27 protein-coding genes are annotated in these 21,106 nt (G+C 24.9%); 21 read left to right on the top strand and 6 right to left on the bottom strand.

The genetic code is table 11. The features are described 5' to 3' along the window. Nucleotides 1-3: 3 nt before the first annotated feature. From BN8917_RS12915 to BN8917_RS12875, 10 genes are all read left to right on the top strand, one after another. On the top strand, nt 4-522 hold the full coding sequence (locus tag BN8917_RS12915) for a hypothetical protein (RefSeq protein ID WP_066875020.1): 519 nt from the start codon (nt 4-6) through the stop codon (nt 520-522). Between the two features lie 15 nt (nt 523-537). Beyond that, complete coding sequence (locus BN8917_RS12910; protein WP_066875018.1) at nt 538-1,050, top strand: hypothetical protein; 513 nt, start codon at nt 538-540, stop codon at nt 1,048-1,050. A 454-nt stretch (nt 1,051-1,504) separates the two neighbouring features. Further along, on the top strand, nt 1,505-1,684 hold the full coding sequence (locus BN8917_RS12905; RefSeq protein ID WP_066875016.1) for a hypothetical protein: 180 nt from the start codon (nt 1,505-1,507) through the stop codon (nt 1,682-1,684). 92 nt (nt 1,685-1,776) lie between these two features. Further along, nucleotides 1,777-2,319 (top strand): helix-turn-helix domain-containing protein, encoded by a 543-nt coding sequence (locus BN8917_RS12900; RefSeq protein ID WP_066875014.1) that lies wholly within the window; start codon nt 1,777-1,779, stop codon nt 2,317-2,319. A gap of 160 nt (nt 2,320-2,479) precedes the next feature. Next, a complete protein-coding gene (locus tag BN8917_RS12895; RefSeq protein WP_066875012.1) occupies nt 2,480-3,043 on the top strand; it encodes an SUKH-3 domain-containing protein in 564 nt (187 codons plus the stop codon). Nucleotides 3,044-3,105: 62 nt separating this feature from the next. Beyond that, on the top strand, nt 3,106-3,294 hold the full coding sequence (locus BN8917_RS12890) for a hypothetical protein (protein WP_066875011.1): 189 nt from the start codon (nt 3,106-3,108) through the stop codon (nt 3,292-3,294). A gap of 648 nt (nt 3,295-3,942) precedes the next feature. Then, a complete protein-coding gene (locus BN8917_RS14440) occupies nt 3,943-4,104 on the top strand; it encodes a hypothetical protein (RefSeq protein ID WP_207644772.1) in 162 nt (53 codons plus the stop codon). A gap of 65 nt (nt 4,105-4,169) precedes the next feature. Further along, nucleotides 4,170-4,616, top strand: coding sequence for an SUKH-3 domain-containing protein (locus BN8917_RS12885; RefSeq protein ID WP_066875009.1), 447 nt, complete (start codon nt 4,170-4,172; stop codon nt 4,614-4,616). A 513-nt stretch (nt 4,617-5,129) separates the two neighbouring features. Next, the gene (locus BN8917_RS12880) at nt 5,130-5,876 is read left to right on the top strand and encodes a carboxymuconolactone decarboxylase family protein (protein ID WP_066875007.1); all 747 of its coding nucleotides are present in this window, start codon (nt 5,130-5,132) and stop codon (nt 5,874-5,876) included. Nucleotides 5,877-5,993: 117 nt separating this feature from the next. Beyond that, the gene (locus BN8917_RS12875) at nt 5,994-6,374 is read left to right on the top strand and encodes a MerR family transcriptional regulator (RefSeq protein ID WP_066875000.1); all 381 of its coding nucleotides are present in this window, start codon (nt 5,994-5,996) and stop codon (nt 6,372-6,374) included. A gap of 165 nt (nt 6,375-6,539) precedes the next feature. Here the strand turns inward: BN8917_RS12875 and BN8917_RS12870 are convergent, their stop codons facing one another. Beyond that, nucleotides 6,540-7,385 (bottom strand): hypothetical protein, encoded by an 846-nt coding sequence (locus BN8917_RS12870; protein WP_066874999.1) that lies wholly within the window; start codon nt 7,383-7,385, stop codon nt 6,540-6,542. A 231-nt stretch (nt 7,386-7,616) separates the two neighbouring features. On the opposite strand from BN8917_RS12870, the gene BN8917_RS12865 reads away from it, so the two are divergent. Beyond that, a complete protein-coding gene (locus BN8917_RS12865; RefSeq protein ID WP_066874998.1) occupies nt 7,617-8,417 on the top strand; it encodes an SH3 domain-containing protein in 801 nt (266 codons plus the stop codon). A 233-nt stretch (nt 8,418-8,650) separates the two neighbouring features. Continuing rightward, nucleotides 8,651-9,226: a VanZ family protein gene (locus BN8917_RS12860; RefSeq protein WP_066874997.1), complete on the top strand. Its 576-nt coding sequence runs from the start codon at nt 8,651-8,653 to the stop codon at nt 9,224-9,226. 179 nt (nt 9,227-9,405) lie between these two features. Here the strand turns inward: BN8917_RS12860 and BN8917_RS12855 are convergent, their stop codons facing one another. Beyond that, the gene (locus BN8917_RS12855; protein ID WP_141668670.1) at nt 9,406-9,756 is read right to left on the bottom strand and encodes a hypothetical protein; all 351 of its coding nucleotides are present in this window, start codon (nt 9,754-9,756) and stop codon (nt 9,406-9,408) included. A 15-nt stretch (nt 9,757-9,771) separates the two neighbouring features. After that, nucleotides 9,772-10,110, bottom strand: a complete 339-nt coding sequence (locus tag BN8917_RS12850; RefSeq protein WP_066874993.1) for a hypothetical protein — start codon at nt 10,108-10,110, stop codon at nt 9,772-9,774. A gap of 590 nt (nt 10,111-10,700) precedes the next feature. Between BN8917_RS12850 and BN8917_RS12845 the strand changes: the two genes are divergently transcribed. Together BN8917_RS12845 and BN8917_RS12840 are read left to right on the top strand one after the other, a co-directional pair. Next, entirely contained in the window at nt 10,701-11,240 is a 540-nt protein-coding gene (locus BN8917_RS12845; RefSeq protein WP_066874991.1) for an RNA 2'-phosphotransferase, read from the top strand. Between the two features lie 60 nt (nt 11,241-11,300). Then, nucleotides 11,301-11,849 carry a metallophosphoesterase gene (locus tag BN8917_RS12840; RefSeq protein WP_066874989.1) on the top strand — a complete coding sequence of 183 codons (549 nt, stop codon included), beginning with the start codon at nt 11,301-11,303 and terminating at the stop codon, nt 11,847-11,849. Nucleotides 11,850-11,895: 46 nt separating this feature from the next. On the opposite strand, the gene BN8917_RS12835 is transcribed toward BN8917_RS12840, so the two are convergent. Continuing rightward, nucleotides 11,896-12,783, bottom strand: a complete 888-nt coding sequence (locus BN8917_RS12835) for an aldose 1-epimerase family protein (protein ID WP_066874987.1) — start codon at nt 12,781-12,783, stop codon at nt 11,896-11,898. A gap of 49 nt (nt 12,784-12,832) precedes the next feature. Further along, nucleotides 12,833-13,783 (bottom strand): LCP family protein, encoded by a 951-nt coding sequence (locus BN8917_RS12830; RefSeq protein WP_096030724.1) that lies wholly within the window; start codon nt 13,781-13,783, stop codon nt 12,833-12,835. 154 nt (nt 13,784-13,937) lie between these two features. Here BN8917_RS12830 and BN8917_RS12825 point away from each other — a divergent pair, with 154 nt between their 5' ends. After that, entirely contained in the window at nt 13,938-14,762 is an 825-nt protein-coding gene (locus BN8917_RS12825) for a YihY/virulence factor BrkB family protein (RefSeq protein WP_066874983.1), read from the top strand. 83 nt (nt 14,763-14,845) lie between these two features. Continuing rightward, nucleotides 14,846-15,193 carry a single-stranded DNA-binding protein gene (locus BN8917_RS12820; protein ID WP_066874977.1) on the top strand — a complete coding sequence of 116 codons (348 nt, stop codon included), beginning with the start codon at nt 14,846-14,848 and terminating at the stop codon, nt 15,191-15,193. Between the two features lie 46 nt (nt 15,194-15,239). On the opposite strand, the gene BN8917_RS12815 is transcribed toward BN8917_RS12820, so the two are convergent. Next, the gene (locus BN8917_RS12815) at nt 15,240-16,442 is read right to left on the bottom strand and encodes an FprA family A-type flavoprotein (RefSeq protein WP_066874975.1); all 1,203 of its coding nucleotides are present in this window, start codon (nt 16,440-16,442) and stop codon (nt 15,240-15,242) included. A gap of 420 nt (nt 16,443-16,862) precedes the next feature. Here BN8917_RS12815 and BN8917_RS12810 point away from each other — a divergent pair, with 420 nt between their 5' ends. The 5 genes from BN8917_RS12810 to alr all read left to right on the top strand — a co-directional run bounded on the left by BN8917_RS12810 (nt 16,863) and on the right by alr (nt 20,987). Continuing rightward, on the top strand, nt 16,863-17,189 hold the full coding sequence (locus tag BN8917_RS12810) for a DUF6514 family protein (RefSeq protein ID WP_066874973.1): 327 nt from the start codon (nt 16,863-16,865) through the stop codon (nt 17,187-17,189). Nucleotides 17,190-17,208: 19 nt separating this feature from the next. Beyond that, nucleotides 17,209-17,604: a holo-ACP synthase gene (gene acpS / locus BN8917_RS12805; protein ID WP_066874972.1), complete on the top strand. Its 396-nt coding sequence runs from the start codon at nt 17,209-17,211 to the stop codon at nt 17,602-17,604. Next, the gene (locus BN8917_RS12800; RefSeq protein ID WP_066874970.1) at nt 17,591-19,102 is read left to right on the top strand and encodes a bifunctional ADP-dependent NAD(P)H-hydrate dehydratase/NAD(P)H-hydrate epimerase; all 1,512 of its coding nucleotides are present in this window, start codon (nt 17,591-17,593) and stop codon (nt 19,100-19,102) included. Before acpS ends, BN8917_RS12800 begins: the two co-directional genes overlap by 14 nt. A 66-nt stretch (nt 19,103-19,168) precedes the next feature. Then, entirely contained in the window at nt 19,169-19,750 is a 582-nt protein-coding gene (locus BN8917_RS12795) for a germination lipoprotein GerS-related protein (RefSeq protein WP_066874968.1), read from the top strand. An 82-nt stretch (nt 19,751-19,832) separates the two neighbouring features. Further along, nucleotides 19,833-20,987 (top strand): alanine racemase, encoded by a 1,155-nt coding sequence (gene alr / locus BN8917_RS12790; protein ID WP_066874966.1) that lies wholly within the window; start codon nt 19,833-19,835, stop codon nt 20,985-20,987. Nucleotides 20,988-21,106 lie beyond the last annotated feature (119 nt).

The raw sequence follows: 21,106 nt of genomic DNA, 5'->3' as shown, positions 1-21,106 counted from the left end.
TTAATGCCTGAAAATCATAAATTTAAATATAATAGGGAGAAAGGAATAATTGAGTTAAAAAATCCTGAGTTTTATAAAAAGTATAGTAGTGTTAGTATATTAGCTATTAGTAAATTATTGTTTGATAGTTTTACTAATAAGGATATTTTAAAGTTAATTATAGCAATTAATAAACATAAGGCTACAAAAGAAGCTATTATGTTAAGTTTAGGAGGTATTATACTTATCGAAAATAATCAAATATATTATAAAAGTGAAGATAATATTCAAACTGACTTTAATATAGAATATGATAAAGATTTAGGAGGTAAAATTTATACAGAGTATGACTTAGAAGAAGTTATGAAAACCAATTATATGATTTCTTGTAACTGTGATGAATTTATAAGCGTGATATGTAAAATTACAAATGAATTAGGTTTATATTTTGCATCAGTACCAGGACAATTATCTAATGAAGCTATTTTAGAAAGTTTTGAATTATTAAGTTTAATAGAAAACAATATAGATCTTATTTTATAAAATAGAGGTGTAATTATGGATAATTTTAAGACATATATATTAGAAAAATATAAGTTTTCTAATATAGATTATGAGTATATATATAAAGTTTTTAGAGATAATGGAACTAGTTTGATTTTTGATAGTATAATACGAGCTAAATCTTTACTTGGAAATGATTGTATGAAAGTTAGTACAATTGTATGTGATGGTTATAAATTTTTATTTGAAGTGGATGAAGAAAAAAATATACAATTAAATATTCTATTTGCTGACGATAAAACTTTTAAATTTGAATTTAAGGAATTTATTTTGTTATGTTGTGATTTTATTAAATCATATTACAAGTTTAAAAATAGAATTAAAGAGGAAGAAGTTAATAATAATTTATTTGAAAGACGTAAGTATACAAAAACAACTCATTGGAAGAATATATATTTTAATAAGTTTGAACTATTAGAAAATAATATTTTAGATTATGAAATTCCTTTAATTAGCTGTTTTTCAACTAATTTTGGAGTTAATTTAGATAATTTAAACTTAATTTAGAATAAAGATTGTATTATTTTGATGTGGATTTTATAAAGGAGATAACACTAAAAAATTAGAAAAAAGAATTATTGCTATTTCAGTAACATGGGCAATTTAATAGCTGGAATTTTATTGTATTAAGTTTAAAAAACTATACAGCTAATATTGAAGAGATTTAAGAAAATTTTTATAATTAGATAAAATAAAAGTAGTATTAATACTATCAGTGTTAATACTACTTTTTTATTTTGTATAGAAAAAATCTATAGTATTCAAGAGAAAGTTAAATTTTTATAGAAGTTGTTTTAAGTCTTATTATGTTGAATAATTAAGAGAGAATTTAATATTTGTAATGCAAGATTTTAAATGTATAATGCGTGCATTACAAATTTAAAAGGATTCTACAAAGTTTGATAGAAGTTAATAGGGAATAAGATAATAATTTAAAAAACTTGTTATAGAGGTGAATACTATGGAGAAAAAGGAAGTATTAGATAGTACTTTGCAAATAAGGATCAATAAAGAAGTTAAGACTAAAATTAAATATCTATCAGAAAAAAGGGGATTTAAAAATTTAAGTGAATATATAAAGTATTTAGTTATGAAAGATATAGCAGAAAGTGAATTTAAAAAATTATATCATTTAGATTAAAAAGCTGATTGTTATGGTATATATGGATGTAGTAGATTTAATATAAATAAAAAATATTTTTAATATTATACTTTTGTATAAGGAGTGTTTAGATGGATTTAAAATATATTGATACAAGTAAACTTGTTGAAATTATTAATTCAGAACTTAAGAAGAATAATAGTATTTCAGTTAATAAAATTTGTCAGGAGCTTGGAATATCACGCCGGACAGTTTCAAGTAGATTATCTAGAGGAAATTATATTTTTGATAAAGAGTTAAGAGTTTATAGAAAAAAAGGGATTATGGTAAAAGATAGTTCTAATATTATACAAAAGTATAATAAAAGTATAAGTGATGATGAAAAAATTAAATTAACTAAAGAAGAATTAAATGATATTAAAGAAATTATAGCTTTAAAAGACGATTTAAGAGCTATTATACAAGAGTATAATAAAAGTATAAGTGATAGTAGAAATATTCTTAAAATTGATTCTAATAAGTTTAATGGAGATATTAAGACAAGACTTATAAAGACGTATTCAAATATAAATTCAGAGTGGATTGAATTTTGTAAAGAATATAAGGAATATAAGCAGCAAGATTTATATAGTATGGCTTTACTAGAATTTATGGAGAAATATAAAAATAAATAGTAGTAACTTTATTGGGTGAGATATATGCATAATAGGGAATATTTAAAAAAATTACTTCAAGAAAAAAATGAATTAATAGAGATGATAGAGCTTTTATTAGAAGATGGTTATAATTACTAATATTAACTTTATTAAATAGTTAAATTTAGGAGGAAACATTATGAATAAAAGAACAGAAACATTATTAAAAAAAGCAGGATGGTATGAAGGGAAAAAGATAGATATATCAAATATTGTTAAAATTTATGAAGAATCAGGTAAAGAAGTATTTCCCAAAGCTAAGCAGTATCTTGAGGAATTTGGTAATATTATAATATATACAAAGTCTATAGTTGATAGAAAAAAGATGATTCCATTTCATATTTTAGATGTAGAATATTTATTTGAAAGAGGATACTATGAGGGGTTAGCACGTCAGTTAGAACTAACTTTAGGAGAAAAGGTTTTAAAGATAGGTGCAACAAGTGGTTATGAAAATCATCTATATATATCTGAATCTGGAAATTTTTATGACAGTTTTGGTTTTGTTGGAAATGATATATATGAATGTTTAGATATTATTTTAGAAACAGTTTCTCTAGAAGAAAGATATAGTAGAACGAAGAGTTGGGATGAGATGGGGATAGAGCAAAAACTTGATGAGGCAGAACAAAAGTTATTTGCAGAAGATCCACAGGGAGATAAAGGAATAGAATTTTATAATTATCTTTCAGGATTGAGCTAAGAATTTTACTTAAGGGAATCAATAAAATTGATTCCCTTTTTTTAAACAAGCGATTAAGAAAGATGATAAAAATTAAAAAGATATTAAAAGAAGTTCATAGAGAAAATTTTGAAGAGTATTATCATGGAAAATTATTAAAAAATAAGATTTTAAAATTACAAGAAGAAGGATTTTCTAATAATGATATTGCAAAGAAGTTTAATTTACGTGAGGAATTTATAATTAAATTATTAAATAAAGAATTTAATTAAATAAAATAAAAAACAGTATCAATACTAATGATACTGTTTTTTATTTAGAAAGAAAATTAATAGTAATTATTTTAAGTCTTATTATGTTGAATAATTGAGAAGAAATTTAAAGGGATTCTACAATGTTTGATAGAAGTTAATAGGGAATACTATAATAATTTAAAAAACTTGTTATAGGGATGAGTATTATGGAGAAAAAGGAAGTATTAGATAGTAATTTGTAAATAAGGATCAATAAAGAAGCTGAGACCAAAATTAAATATCTATCAGAAAAAAAGGGGATTTAAAAATTTAAGTGAATATATAAAGTATTTAGTTATGAAAGATATATCAGAAAGTGAATTTAAAAAATTATATCATTTAGATTAAAAAGTTGATTATTTATAGATATGGATGTAGTAGATTTAATATAAATAAAAAATATTTTTAATATTATACTTTTGTATAAGGAGTGTTTAGATGGATTTAAAATATATTGATACAAGTAAATTTGTTGAAATTATTAATTCAGAACTTAAGAAAAATAATAGTATTTCAGTTAATAAAATTTGTTAGGAGCTGGGGGTATCACGTCGTACAGTCTCAAGTAGATTATCTAGAGGAAATTATATTTTTGATAAAGAGTTTATAGTTTATAGAAAAAAAGGGATGATGCTAAAAGATAATTCTAACATTATACAAAAGTGTAATAAAAGTATAAGCAATGATGAAATAATTAAATTAACTAAAGAAGAATTAAATGATATTAAAGATATTATAGCTTTAAAAGACGATTTAAGAGCTATTATACAAGAGTATAAAAAAGTATAAGTGATAGTAAAAATATTCTTATAAGATATAATATAGTTTAATTATAGGTTGAAAGAGGCAGTAAAATGAATGAAAAATCAAGAAAAATATTAGAAGAGTCTGGATGGTATGAAGGTAGAGAAATAGATTTAACAGATATATTAGAAGTTTATAATAAATATAATGTAGAAGTATTTCAAAAGGCAAAAGAGTCTTTAGAACAGTTTAGAGATTTACAAGTAAAGTATAGATCTTATTCAAAGTATTCTTTTAATGTAAAAAAATTATTTGAAAATTCTTATCGTGAAGGATGGGCTTCAGAAATAAGTATGGTATTAGATGAAAAAGTTTTACGTGTAGGAGGGTGTGGTGACTATTGTGTATATATATCAGAATCAGGTAAGATTTATAGTGATTATGGATTAATAGGAAGTGATATGTTTGATTTTTGGGATTTTATTTTAAATACAATTCCATTGAAAGCGGTACGAGAAAGAATGAGTACCTGGGAAGAGTTGGGGTTAGTGGAATAACTTTATGACGCTGAACAAAAATTGCTTGCAGAAGACCCAGAAGGAGATAAAGGTATAGAAATTGTAAATTATTTCTCAGGATTGAGCTAAAAAGTTTATAAATAAGTGGAGAAAATATTAAAGATTAAGATTCATATCATTAATTAATGGAGTAAATATAAAAGGAGTAGGCTTTTGAAAAAGTATCAAGAGTTTACTCCTTTTTTTAGGTTTTCAAATAGTACTTATAATTAAAAATCTCTATATTTGAATAATTTTAATTATGAGTTAGTGGATATATATTTAAATAATTATTTATTTAAGATACTGAAAAAATATTAATAATAATTTTAAAAGATGAATATATATGTTAGGTTCAATATTTATAATAGCAGGTATAGTAATAGGTACTTGTTTAATAAGAAGTTAAAAAATAAGTTTAAAAGTGTATTGACTTGAAGTTAACTCCGAGGACTATAATTCCTAGTATAAGATTATTTGAGAAAAAAAATTTTATAGAGGAGAAGTAATTTTATGAGAATAAGTAAAAATGAAAAGAAAAATTATGTAGAGTTATTTAAAAATTATGAGTTGACAGATCCTGAACTTATAGAGATATTTGAAAATTTTGCTTTTGATGAAGTAGTTAGTTATGGGAATTTATCTGAAAAAGATAGAGTAATGGTTATTTTAGCATCATTAATTGCTAGTCAAGGATTAGGTCAATATAAAATTATGTTAGATGGAGCACTTGATATTGGAATAACACAAATTGAGGTAAAAGAAATAGTATATCAAGCAGTTCCATATGTAGGAATGGCAAAGGTCTTTGAGTTTATAAATATAACAAATGAAATATTAGATAGAAGAGGAGTTAAACTGCCGTTAGAAGGACAATCAACAACTTCACTAGAAACAAGATATGAAAAAGGTCTAAAAGTACAAAAAGATATATTTGGAGATGTGATTGATAATATGTATAAACAATCACCAGCAAATCAGATTCATATTCAAAAATATTTATCTGCTAATTGTTTTGGGGATTATTATACAAGAACAGGACTAGATATAAAAACAAGAGAGTTATTAACATTTTCTATGATTTTATCTTTAGGTGGATGTGAGTCACAATTAAAAGCACATATTGTAGGTAATTTAAATGTTGGAAATGATAAAGAAGTTTTACTTAGCGTTGTTACTCAATTAATACCATATGTAGGATATCCAAGAAGCTTAAATGCAATTGCTTGTTTAAATGAAATTATTCCAGAAAATAAATAAGAATAAATATTTAAAAGTATATTGACTTGAATCTAACTCTAAGTAATATAATTCATATATAAGATTATTTATGTGGCTATTTAATAAGAAAATTTAAGAAAGGGTAGGTAATTTTATATGACAATTACAGAGGTAAGTAAAAAATATGGACTTTCAGCTGATACACTTCGTTACTATGAGCGTGTGGGTTTAATTCCTAAAGTAAATCGTAATAAAAGTGGGATTAGAGATTATACAGAACGAGATTGTGGTTGGGTTGAATTTATTAAATGTATGAGAAGTGCAGGACTTCCTATTGAAGCATTAATAGAATATGTTACTTTATATCAACAGGGTGATGAAACTATTGAAGCAAGAAGAGAAATATTAATTGAACAGCGTAGACAATTGATGGAAAAATTTAATGAAATGAAATCTACATTAGAGCATTTAGATATGAAAATAGAAAAATATAAAGAGTTAGGACTTAAAAATAAAAAAATAAGTGAAGATAAATAATATAATAAAGAATTAGAAATTATATTTAAGTCATTAAATATTTTAAAAGTTAAAATAAGAAAGAGAGAATACTAAAAATTATCTATCTTTCTTATTTTATTAAAATTAATGGATTATCTTAGTTTAAATTTTATGATTTATAAATTTTAAATCTTTAAATATGATTTAGCCATGAGCATATCCAGTATTGGCATATACGCACCAATAAGAAGTATTATATTTTAGAGATTCTTTAGTATATACTAAGTAATATCCAGGAGCACCTTTTTGAAAAGTTATTTTTACAACTTGACTTGGATCTGCATACCCATCTTTTTGTAACATACCTTTTATAAGTACTGATGCTTGAGCTAATGTAAATGGTACATCTTTAGCAGTAACTACATCTAATTCTTGAGTAGTTTTCACAAATTCAATTGCAGTAATGTTATTAGAAAGTGCATTAACACCATTTGCTTTTACAAAAGCCTCTTTGACAACTGAAGCAGGAACTTTATCAAGCCAAGGTTTTGCCCAAAATGTTCCTAAGCCACCAAAAAGCCCAGCATAATTATTTTGTCCAACTAGAATCCAAGATTTTATATATTTACTTAACTGAGTTGATGATATAGGTTTACCTGTTGTGTTTTTTACAAGAATAGTATCGTTAGAATAAGAATAATTTGGAACATTATAAGATATAGTTCCAGCTTCTGTATTATCTAAAGGTTTTGAAGTTATATTTTTATTATTGCTTGAATTGGAAGTTTTACTATTAGAAGAATTATTTACTGATATTATATTATGATTATTTTTATTATCAGTATTCGTATTTTTTATATCTGAATTTACATTAGACGTAATGGTATTCTTTATATTTGTTTTAGCTGTAGTGTTATCCTCACTTGCTTTAGTATTATTCATTGATAGAGGTTCTGCTATTACTTTTTTAGAAGATAATAGATTTTTCCCAACAAAGAAACCTATAGTACCTAATATTACAATTGTTATAATTACTAATATTTTTTTCATAATAACTCCTTAATTTGTATATTAATTTTTAAATCTATCTAGATATATTTTACATATTAATTATTAAAATCTAATTTCGTATATACAACATTAAAAAGCCAATAATGTTAATAATATCTAAAAAAATAGAATTTGAATTTACAAAGTAGTATAAATTATTATTTATAATATTGTTATAATAGGAATAGATTTACTATATAGTATTAGATTTTTTACAAAGGAGGAATTTTGATGATTAAAGATTCACTTATAGAAAATATCAGTATTATTGGACAAGTAGATAGTTCAATAGGATATGTACATGTAAGAAAAAGTATAGGAACAGGTACAGAGTGTGATATTCTTGGAAAATTGAATGATGAAGAATTAATTGAAATCATAGGAAAAATATTAGTTGAGGAAACAACTTGGTATAAATTTAAATATGAAAATAGTGAAGCATTTGTATCAGGAGATTATATAAAAATTTTAAATCCTACAACACTTAATAGATATGCTAATATAAATATTCCAGATGGTGAAGTTGTAGAGGTAAAAGTGCTACCTGGAGAAAGTGCTGAATGTAAAGTAATTGCACAATTAAATAATAATGAACCGATAGATATTTTAGAAGAATTTTATCCAAAAGGAGCAATGATAGCTTGGTACAAAATAAAATATCATAGGGCTAGTACTACAATAAATAATTTTTTACAAGAGCATGATACTGATATGATGGATGGAGTTGGATTTATAAAATCTGATTTAATAAGCTTTGATTATACTAATGAAGATATGATGAAGGATAGGTGGTTTAAAAGTAAGGCTGATAATTTATATTACTTTGTTGAAGGAAAACCATTAAAAGGTCTAGAAGATGTAGATGATTTATTTGCTGCATTTGATAAAAATGGTAAACTTATAATGAATAGTGATTATTATAAAATTGAAGGTGGTCCTGTATATGTAATAGGTGGTGTTGCACATCCTATGGAGGTGTCTCCTAATATTTATAAACCTAAATTAAATGATGTGATAACAAATAGAGAATAACTTTTTTTAAAATTTAGTTGAGGATTTAAATATGTAGTATTAATCATAAAAAGGTTAATACTATTTTTTTATTTTCTGAATAATAAGTTTAATTTGAGAATAATTAAATAGAGTATACATAACATAGTATCAATATTCTAAATACACATTGTTATTTAATGTAAAATTTATTTAAATATTACTTTAAATGGAGTATGATTAATAGTATATTTTATTAAAAGGGGGAAGTGATAATGCAAGGATTATATTGGATGATTAAAGGGGTTATAGTAGCAAATATAAAATTGGTTTTTATATTAACAATTCCAATATACACAATAATATTATTAGTAGATAAAATGATATTAAAAAATAATAAATCAAAATATAAGTATTTTATTGATTTTTGTTTTACAGGATATATAATTAGTGTTTTGATTTTAACAGAAGTTCTATCAAAGAATTTATTTAGTTTTAGTTCTATGAAATTAACACCAAATTTAATTCCATTAGTAAGTATTTTATCAAATTTCATTAATTATCCAATGGGAGTTTTAGAGCAAGTACTACTAAATATTATCTTTTTTGTTCCATTTGGTTTTTTCTTTATGTTTAAGAACATAACTGAGAAAAAAATATTTAAAATAACTATTATAGCTAGTTTATTTTCTTTAGGAATAGAAATATTGCAATATTTCAGTGGAAGATATGCTGATATAGATGATATAATTTGGAATACCTTGGGGACAGTGTTGGGAATAGGACTATTTATTGTAGTTAAAAATATATATAATAGAATGATAAATACAAAGCAGATTAAGGTACGATAGTGAATTTTATTAATGAAAAAGTATATATAATAAAAAAGCTCTAAAGTATTTTTTTCTTTAGAGCTTTTTTGTATGAATAATGTAAATATTAAATGGTTTTAGCTATAAATATTATATAAATAATATTTATTAGATGGAATATATGTCTAGAAAGGTATTGAAAATTTTATTGTAATAGTTTAATGTATTTTACTTAAAAAGTTTATAGAATTCTTATATAGATTGATTTCATCTTCTTGTAAAGTTTTATTATAGCCACCTGATATATAAATATTTGAAAATAATTTAAAGTTTATTAAATGTGGAACTATTAAATCTGCCTCAGCTTGGGAAAAGTCTGGGCTATTTATAAAATAATCTTGAAGCATTGCAAATAAATAATTTAGTTGATATATTTTAAGATCATCATTATCAGATATAGTAGCTAGACTTTCAAGACTTCCAAGTTCAAGTAAATCACTTAATAAATCTAGTGCTAATTCTTTAGATAGTACGTGGCCTAACTTATCAATATTATTATAAGTATCCATATACATAAATTTATATTAGGTATTAGGTGTTTTTCTAGTTTGAATATCAGTTAAATATTTATTTCTTTCAATAATTTTATAAATAATATCCTTATTTAGAATATCTACATTAATTTTAGTTTTCCTTGCAGATATGTACTCATCTGAATTAAGAATTAATGAGGACATTTTCTTTGTATTCAAACCTAATAAATGTTCTAATCCAACTTTAGCTTCTAAATTTATGATTTCTTCTTTTTCCTTAAATTTTTGAATCATTTCTGATCTAATCACTTTTAATGAATTAATATTATTAAAACTTATAAATGATAGGAAACCAAATATAATAAATCCTATTAAAACTCTTTTTTTCATAGTGTTTAAACCTTTCTACATTAAATAATTTTCATTTCTTTATTTATCAAAAATCATATTTTTCTATGTAACAAATTTAAAAATTAATATTTTAATTTTTATTTACTCTCTACAATTTAAATATAAATCTCTTTTATTCAAATAATATCGGTACTTAATTATAAATCTTTATATCATCAAGTATTTTTTTATCTAATATTTATTTTTATATTATTTAGTATTAGATAATAATTAATTAATTGATGGCAATATATATATGGTGTTTTTGTATTTTTTAGAATTTATAAAAATAGAGATTTTAATTAATAATTGGAAAGTGATATTATAGTATTAAGTTGTTAAAAATAACTTAATACTACAAAGGAAAACTTTTACTAATGTATGAGTTTATTTTTTGGACTTTAATAGTGATAGGTATAATCATTTTATTAGTTGCTATTACCATATGGATAGGAGCAGGATATATGGTAATAGCAATGTAAAGTTAATTCTAAGAAATAGTTAGGGAATAACATCAATATTAAGCTATTGATATTATTTTTATTTAATAGGTAAAACAAGATTTAAATATAATATAGAGGAGTAGCGAAATGAGTAATGAAAAGCTAAGTAAATATATATCATTTTTATTAAGACATTCAGATAATGAAAATTTAAAGTTTGATAGTCAAGGATGGACTAATATAAATAATTTATTATTTGTTTTAAATAATGAAGGTGGATTTAATTCTGTTAAGGAATCTGATATACAAAAAATAATAGATAATTCATCAAAGAAAAGATTTGAAATTAGTGGAGATAAAATAAGAGCTTTATATGGACATAGTAGGGAAGAAAAGATAGTACATCAAGCTATACAACCACCTAAAGTTTTATTACATGGTACTCCAATGAAAAATATAGAAAATATAATGAAAGAAGGTCTATTATCATTAGAAAGACAGTATGTTCATTTAACAACATCAGAGGATATGGCAAAGAGCGTAGCAAAAAGATATTCTAAAGATATAGTTATATTGAAAATAGATGCTTTAAGAGCTTGGAAGAATGGTGTGAATTTTTATAAGATAAATGAAGAGGTTTGGCTAGCAGATAAGATAGAGCCACAATATATAATCATGAATATTTAAAAATTTATTTATAATAATAATTATATATTGTAATGACTAATATTGGTGAGGAGTGATTTGATGAGTAAGATTTTTTATACTTCAGATATACATTTTGGGCATGCTAATGTTATAAAATATTCAAAAAGACCTTTTGATAGTGTAGAAGAAATGAATGAAGGTTTAATAAAAATATGGAATAGTAAAGTTAGTGATTTAGATACAGTTTATATATTAGGAGATATGTTTAATAAATTTGATAAATCTCCAGAAATTTATCTTAAAAGATTAAATGGAAATAAGATTTTAATAAAAGGTAACCATGAAGATTGGCTTAAGGATAAAAGCTTAGAGAAATATTTTGATGGTATATATAATTATTTAGAGATAAAAGATGCTGGAAGAGACTTAGTATTATTCCATTTTCCCATAATAGAATGGAATAATAAAAATAAAGGAACCATACATTTATACGGTCACGTTCATAATATGAGAAGTAAGGAAAGTTTTCAGATTTATGAAAAAGAAAATGCATTTAATGTAGGGGTAGATGTTAATGATTTAGAGCCATGTACTTTAGATGAAATAATTAAAAAGAAAAAAGAAAAAAAGTTTGATGTTTATATATAAAAATTACCCTGTTAATCTAGATTAACAGGGTTTTATTTTATAAAACTTATTCGTGTATAGTTACAGCATAAGTTGATTTAAAGCTTTCACCTATATTTAAGCTAAGAACTCCTTCTTTATTTTTAAACTCATCATTAAAATCTTCGTAATCAGCATGTCCAAACCAAGGTTCTATACAAAGGAAAGGTGCACCAGTAGCTGGAGCCCAAAGTCCAAGGTATGGGAAACCAGTAAAATCAAATTCTATATATTTAGAATGATTTTTTGATTTAACACTTATAGTATTTGAGTTAAGCTTTGAACTTTCAAATACTAGAGCATCATCTTTAAATAATTCTTTTGATATAGAAATCTTATTTGCATTATTTAAAAATTCTTTACGATCATGAATGAAAAGTCCAGTTGCTGTATTTAAAGGCATTAAAGAAGCAATTTCTTTTTGATTAAACTCAAAATAATAATCATTTAAATTTTCATTACTCATTATAGGACACATATAAGCTGGATGAGCACCAATAGAGAAGTTTATTACTTTATCATCTAAGTTTTTAACTTCATAACAAGTTTTGACTGTTTTACCTTCAAGTATATAAGTAATTATTAATGAAAACTTATAAGGATAAACCTTTAAAGTATCATCAGAATATTTAAGTTCAAAACTAATACTATTTTCTGCTTGATTTATCATTTCAAATTCACGAACTCTAGCTAGTCCATGTTGTGGTAATTCATAAGTTTCACCATCAACTTTATATTTTCCATCTTTAACTTTACCTACTATTGGGAAGAGAACTGGAGCATGATATTTCCAGTATTCAGGGTTTCCATTCCATAAAAATTCAGTATTATCCTTATTTGATTTTATACTATGAAGCTCTCCACCATGCTTATGAGCAGTTATAGTTAAAAAATCATTTTTTAAAGTAAAAATCATTTTTTCATCCCCTTCTTTATAACTAAACTTACAATATATATTATATAGCTTATTGGACAGGTTTTATATCTTCATTTAAATAATTTAAAATTTGTTCTTTTGTTTTATTTTTATCAAAAGTTAGATACCAAATATTATCTATCATTTCTCCTTTTGAGTTTTGATTTGTTGGAAATCGTTCTTGTTCTACTGTATTTATTCCAGAAGTAATAACTTTAGTACCAAGACTTATAGTATCTGTTGCACTAAGGCTTGTTTCAATATAATTTAAACTATCAGATGCAAGAGAAGTAAACTTAGGAATACTAAGACTTTTTGCCTTATTAAAAATAGCACTAAGGACATTTCTTTGTCTTTCAGTTCTTTCATAATCACCATTACCTACATATCTTATTCTAGCGTAGGCAACAGCTTGTACTCCATTTAGTGTTTGAACTCCAGCAGCTTCTATATGATTAGATTTTAAGCCAGTTACAGCTTGAACATCATCTATATACTTATTAAATTCAGTGACTTCATAATCTTTAATATTTATTTCAATTCCACCTAAATTATTTATAATATAAGCTAAATCAGTAAAGTTAACTGATACATAGTCTCTAATATTAAGTCCAAAATTTTGATTTATAGTTTTTATAGCAAGGCTTGGACCTCCTAAAGCATAGGCATGATTAAGTTTGTCTGAACCATGATTATCAATTTCTACATAGCTATCTCTCATAAGAGAAATTAATTTTAATTTATTATGTTTTCTATCAAAAGAAGCAACCATTATAGAATCAGAACGGCCATTTTTTTGAGAGTCTCTATTATCAAGACCGAATAAAGCTATATTTATAACAGAATCATCTATATCATTATTTTGTATACCTAAAGATATATCATCTTTTGCGAAATCTTTACTATCTAAATTTTTTAAAAAAGCAAATCCAAATGAAGATAAAAATACAATGATAAATAACAGTGAAAATAAAAGAATATTTAAAAAAATTTTCTTCAAAATAATAGCCTCCTGTACATTTTCTATGTATATATAATATTCAATGTGTTAATAATTAATGTATTTATAGTATAATAATATAGAAGTTGTTAACAATTTATAGTATGCATATAATGATATTGTGCAAAATAAAAATAAAACAATAGGTGGACATATGATGAAAAAGATTATACGTAAAATACCAAAATCACTGTTAACTTTCATCAAAAAGATAATAGATGATGATATATATGCACTTGCATCACAACTAGCATATAATTTGATTCTTTCATTCTTTCCATTCTTAATATTTACCATGACTTTAATTGGTTATAGTGATTTAGATAGTGAGGTTGTTTTATCACTTTTAAAGAAAGTATTACCAATCCAGGCGTTTGATCTTATAAGAACGACAGTTATTTCTGTTATAGATACTCAACAAGCTGGACTATTATGGTTAAGTATTCTTTTAGCTATTTGGACTTCATCATCAGGTTTCTCAGCCGTTATTAGAGGGTTAAATAAAGCTTATGGAATAGAAGAAAAGAGATCATTTATAAAAGTTAGATTAATATCAATTTTTACTGTTTTAATGCTTGCACTTATTATAGTAGCAACACTATTCTTACTTGTATTTGGTAACTACATAAATATATTTATACTAAAATATTTCAATAATCCAGAAGTAGTAATAGATATATGGTCAATTACAAAAAATATAGTATTAACAGTAGTTATGGTGTTATCATTCTCAGCTATATATTCATTAATTCCATGTAGAAGAATAGGATGGATAAATGCAATTCCAGGAGCTGCTTTTACAACTCTTGGTTGGATTGGAGTGTCATCAGCCTTTGCTTATTATGTTAATCACTTTGGAAACTACTCTAGATTTTATGGAAGTCTTGGAGCAGTATTTATATTAATGACTTGGATATTCTTGACCTCATTTATATTAATTCTAGGTGGAGAGGTAAATGCCTTTTTAGTAGATAAATAATTTAAATATTCTTTCTAATAAGTTGTATATAAATTTTCTATGTGGATAGAATTTTAAATGAACTTAATTAGGAGGGTATTAAGATGAATAAGATAGTATTATTAGGACGATTAGTTAGAGATCCAGAGCTAAGAACAGTAGAGTCAAGTGGAAAGGTGTATACCAAATTTACCATTGCGGTAAAAAGAGAATATAAGTCTTCAGATGGAGAAAGAAAATCAGATTTCATACCTTTAATAATGTGGGAAAAGAAAGCAGAAATTGCTTGTGAATACCTTAAAAAAGGTGATACTATAACTTTAAGTGGAAGAGTTATAACAAAAAATTATGAAGATAATGAAGGCAAAAGAAGATATTTTATAGAAGTATCAGTAGATGAATTTAGAAAAATAAACATGAATAAAAAATTAGAAGAAAAAAGGGAAGTTTAATATAAAAAAATTAGAGTAATTCTTTTGAATTACTCTAATTTTTTATTTATTTCATTAAAACATCAGCAAAAGCTACACCATAATTAAATGATTCTTCTAGTTCTTTTTCTGAAGGTTTGAAGTTAATATTTATACTTGGAGCAACAGTTTTCATTTTTAATTCAGCAAGTCTTGTATCTATTCTTGGAACAGCTTCTCCACTCCAACCATATGAACCAAAAGCACCTGCATATTTTCCACCGTGGATTACAGGATTAAGTTTTGTAAGAAGTTCTCTAATTGGTTCTAACATATCTGCTAAAATAGTAGGTGAACCACAGATAAATGCATCAGAAGATGCAACCTCAGCAACTACATCATTTAAATCATGTTCGATAACATTTAATAATTTAATATCAAAGTTTCCTTTTGATTCAATTCCTTTAACAATTTCTTTTGCAATAACTTCTGTATAACCATAAGCTGTAACATAAGGAATAACTATTTTCTTAACTTCATTTTTCTTAACTGGTTGACACCATTCTTTACACTTATTGACTACTTCAAATGGATTAGATCTAAGAACAGGTCCATGGCCTGGACAAATTGTATCTATATCTAATTTTTCAATCTTATTAATTGCTTTTAACATAAATGGTTTGAAAGGTCCCATGATGCAATCAAAGTAATATTTTAAAGCATCTAAGTAATCTTCTTTATTTTCTATTAAATCATTGAATACACCGTCAAATGAATAATGACTTCCGAAAGAGTCACAAGTAAATAAAGTTTTATCTTCTTCTACATAAGTATACATTGAATCAGGCCAATGAAGCATTGGAACTGATAAGAATTTAAGAGTTTTATCTCCTAATGAAAGAGTAGCTCCTTCTCTTACTTCAATATATTCAAAATCAGTATTAGTAATAGCTTTTAAATATTTAATAGCTATTGGAGAACCAACTACTTTAGCATTTGGAGCAAGAGTTAAAAGTTTAGCAACAGATCCAGCATGGTCAGGTTCTGTGTGGTTAACTACTATGTAGGATAACTCTTTTAAATTTACTTCTAAGTCTTTAAGTCTTTCTAGATATTGTTCGAAAAATTCTACTTTTACTGTTTCGATAACAGCAGTTTTTTCACTACCTTTAACAACATATGAATTGTAAGTAGTTCCATATGGTGTGTGCATTATGATATCAAAAACTCTTAATTCAGGATCAAGAGCACCAACCCAATATAAATCATTTTTAATTTTTAAAGATTTCATACCAATATAGCTATCATTTTATATAAATAATAGCTTCCCCCTCTCAATAATAATACTTAATTAACAAATATAATTGATAAATAACAATTATATTATACAGTAAAAAATGGAAAAATGATATTATAAAAAGACGAAATTTTTTATAACTTTATGTATATATACTATGAAATGTTACTAATATATATAACTATTTACAATGAAAGAATATATTTAGTAAGTATTTTATAAAACGACATAATATTTTATATAAATGCCCTAAAATTACCAAAATCACTTATAAATTACTGAAAAATAAGATAAAACCGTGAGAGTTGTCAACTTAAAAATTTTTTTTATTGCATGGTTTGACAGTATTTTTTGTATACAAGTGGTATTATGTATATAAACTTAGAAGTTTATAGATTTAAGGGGAGATATTTAATGAAGATAATTAGAAATGTAGTGAAGCTAGTAGAACAAAATAATTTAAAATATCAATATTCTTATAGATTAGTACAAAATATGTTTGAGAATGATAAAATATATGGTATAGAAGTAGAAAGATTTGATTTTTCTAATGAGAGTCTAATAAATATAGAAAGAGATTTAATAAAATATATATCTAGAAATGAAGAAAAGGCAATAGAATTATTAAATTTATTAGCAGACAATATTGTATCTCCAATACATCTAGTAGATGTTCTAGGTGAATATGTAGATAAATATATTGAAAATCTTAATGAAGAAACAGTATTAGTTTATAGCTAGATATATTTAAGGAGAAAATATGATTTTTGGTATAGGAACAGACATTATAGAGATTGATAGGATTCAAAAGGCAATTGATAGAACTAAGGGTTTCTTAAGTAGAAATTTTTCAGAAAAAGAAATAATATATTTTGAAGAAAAAAAGTTTAAAGCTGAAACTATAGCAGGTAATTTTTCATCAAAAGAATCTGTAAGTAAAGCTATAGGAACTGGTTTTAGAGGATTTTCACTGAAAGATGTAGAAATATTAAGAGACGATTTAGGAAAACCTTTAGTAGTAGTAAGTGATAAAATTGATAAAATCCTTAGGGAAAGAGGCATTAAAAATTATAAATTTCATATAAGTATATCTCATAATAAAGGGAATGCTATATCTTATGTAATTTTAGAAGGGGACAAGTATGAAAATTTTTAGAGCAGAGCAAATAAAACAGATAGATAATTATTGTATATCAGTGCTTGGAATTCCATCTAATATTCTAATGGAGAATGCTGCACTTAGTGTAATATCGAACTTAGAATTACATAATAATAGTTTTGTTATAGTTTGTGGTGTAGGAAATAATGGAGGAGATGGCCTTGCAGTAGCAAGACAGCTTATAGCTAGAGGAATACATACTAGTATATTTGTTGTAGGAAATAAAGATAAAGGCACAGAAGATTTTAAACTCAATAAAAATATATTAGAAAAGATGAATCAGAAGATTTATTACATAGAAAAAAATGAGGATATTAACTTCTTTGCAAGAGAAATAGATAACTCTAATATCATAATTGATAGTATTTTCGGAATAGGGCTTACTAGAAATATTGAGGGTGTTTTTAAAGAAGTTATAAAAGTGATTAACGCTTCAAATAAAAAAGTTATAGCTATTGATATTCCAAGTGGAGTTAATAGTGATACAGGAGAAATTATGGGTGCTGCTTGTCTTTGTGATGAGACTATAAGTTTTGTTTGTTATAAAAATGCATTTATAAATAGTAAATGCAGAAAATATATAGGAAAGCTTAAAGTAGAAAAGATAGGTATACCAGATTTTGTCCTAAGTAAATTTGAAGAAGAAGCAAATATTTCTGATAAATATGAAATGGCTAAGTTAATTCCTACTAGGGATATAGATGGACATAAAGGAACTTATGGTAAAGTAGCAATAATTGCTGGGAGTAAAGGATTTACAGGTGCAGCTTATATTGCTACAGAATCAGCTGTTAGAGCAGGAGCAGGACTTGTTACTTTATGTACTGATGAATATACACAAAATATAATTTCAACAAAATTTATAGAAGCTATGACTTGTGATTATAATTTAGAAAAAGAAAGATTTGAAAATATTATATCTAATTATGACTGCATAGCTATAGGACCTGGACTTGGAAATAATGAGAAAACTTTAGAACTTTTAAAATATGTTTTAAAAAATCATAAAGGTAAAATAATTATTGATGCAGATGGCTTGAATGTTCTTAAAGATAATTTAGATATTTTAAATAATACAGAAGCAGATGTAGTTATAACACCACATCCAGGAGAAATGGCAAGGCTTATAAATAGAGATATAGCATATGTAAATGATAATAGATTAAAAATAGCTTATGATTTTTCTAAAAAATATAATATTACAGTTCTGCTAAAGGGACACAATACTGTAATAACTAAGGAGCATAATAATTATAAATATGTAAATTTTACTGGGAACAGTGCAATGGCATCTGGTGGAATGGGTGATTGTTTAACAGGAATTATAGCTTCATTTATGGGACAGGGACTTGATTCTTTAGATTCAGCTAGGCTATCAGCATATTTACATGGATTAGTTGGTGATAAATTAAGTAAAGATATGTATGCAGTAAGGGCAACTAATATTATTGAAAATATTTCTAAAGAGATAAGGACTTTAGAGAAATTTAAATAAATTATGTAATAAATATAATTAGAACCGAATAAGATGTAATGTAAAGTTCGTTACATTGGGGGAAATATGAAAAATAAGATACTTATAGGTATTGTGGTTCTAGTTTTATGTGTTGTTGGAGGTTTAGCTTTATTTAGTACTAAAACTCAGGAAGATGATCCGAAAAAGATAATAACATCAATTATTGATGCACCAAAGTATACAGTAGATGTTACATATACTACTAAAAATTCTAGAGGTGAATTTACAGAACAAGGAAAGATAGACTACGATAAAAAGAAAGGCGCAAAGCTTACCTTACAAGATAAAGAACAACTATTTACTAAAGACAGTATAGAAATAAATTATTTTGAAGGGAATAGACACTATAAGGTTGATAGAAGTTATGATGAATTCTATAGATTTTTCTTAATTCATGAATTACCAAGATATTTGAATGGAGAAGATGTAGAAAAGAAGTTAGATGATGAAACAAAGGAAAAGTTAACATTAATATTTAAGACAGATAGTGATAATCAAAACTTTTTTAAGATTCATTTTACTGTAAACATCAAAACTAAACAACCAGAATCATTAATTATATATGATATTAATGAGAAGGAGAGAGTAGTAGTTAGTTATAACAATCTTATTTTAAATAAAAAATAATTATATAAACCTTTAGAGATAAAACTCTCTAAAGGTTTATGGAATATTTGATATACTAATGTTGACAGAGGTGATAATAATTATGGAAAGTATAAGACCCGTTTGGGCAGAAGTTAATTTAGATTATATAAGACATAATATGAGGGAAATTAGAAAGTTAACTGGCGATAAAAAAATTATTTCAGTAGTTAAGGCAGATGCTTATGGACATGGAGCTGTTGATCTTGTTCCTGTTTTATTAGAAGAAGGTGCAAGCAAATTAGCAGTTGCAGTGATTACAGAAGCTTTAGAACTTAGACAAGCTGGAATTGATGCTGAAATTATGATACTTGGATATACTCCTTTAACTTTTAGTGAAAAACTTATAAAACAAAATATAGAACAAACAGTATATAACTTAGATTATGCAAGGGTTTTATCAAGAGAAGCTTTAAAATTAAATACAAAAGCAAAAATACATATAGCAGTAGATACTGGTATGGGAAGAATAGGATTTTTACCTGAAGAAGATTTTAAAGACATAGTTAAAGTATGCTCATTACCAGGAATAGAAGTAGTTGGAATATTTACTCATTTTTCAGTAGCAGATGAGTTAGATAAGACATATACAAATGAACAATTTAAAAAGTTTAAAAATCTTTGTGATAAATTAGAAGAAAGAGGAATACATATCCCATTAAAGCATAGTTCAAATAGTGCAGCTATTATGGACTTAGAAGAAACATATTTAGATGCGGTAAGACCTGGAATAATAACATATGGGTATTATCCATCAGATGAAGTTAAAAAAGATGGTTTAGATTTAAAACCAGCACTAACTTTAAAAACAAATATAGTTCATTTAAAAAAGCTTAAAAAGGATATGTATATTAGCTATGGAAGAAGATTTAAGACAGAAAGAGAAACTATTGTAGCAACTTTACCAATAGGTTATGCAGATGGTTACACAAGACTTTTAAATGGAAAAGCTAAAGTTATAATAAATGGACAATTAGCACCTGTAATAGGAAGTATTTGTATGGATCAATGTATGGTTGATGTTACAGATATAGAAGGTGTAAAACTTGGGGATGAAGTTATTCTAATTGGTGAAAAAAATGGTGTGAAATTTAATGCAGATGATATAGCTCAGTTAATAGGAACCATTAATTATGAGATAATATGTATGCTAAAGAATAGAGTACCAAGAATGTATTTAGAAAATGAAGAGATAGTTAAGGTAAGAAACTATCTGTAAAGAATTGATGAAAACAAGGAAATCTAAAGAAGAATCTTTTGACTTTGTGACAAAAAATGTAATATAATTTAACATACATAAACTCTTTTTAATAATATTATATAAAAAAAGGAGAGAAT

Origin of the sequence: Clostridium mediterraneense (genome assembly GCF_900091705.1) — a bacterium.
Taxonomy (GTDB): Bacteria; Bacillota; Clostridia; order Clostridiales; family Clostridiaceae; genus Sarcina; species Sarcina mediterraneense.
This window is presented reverse-complemented; position numbering and strand designations above follow the sequence as displayed.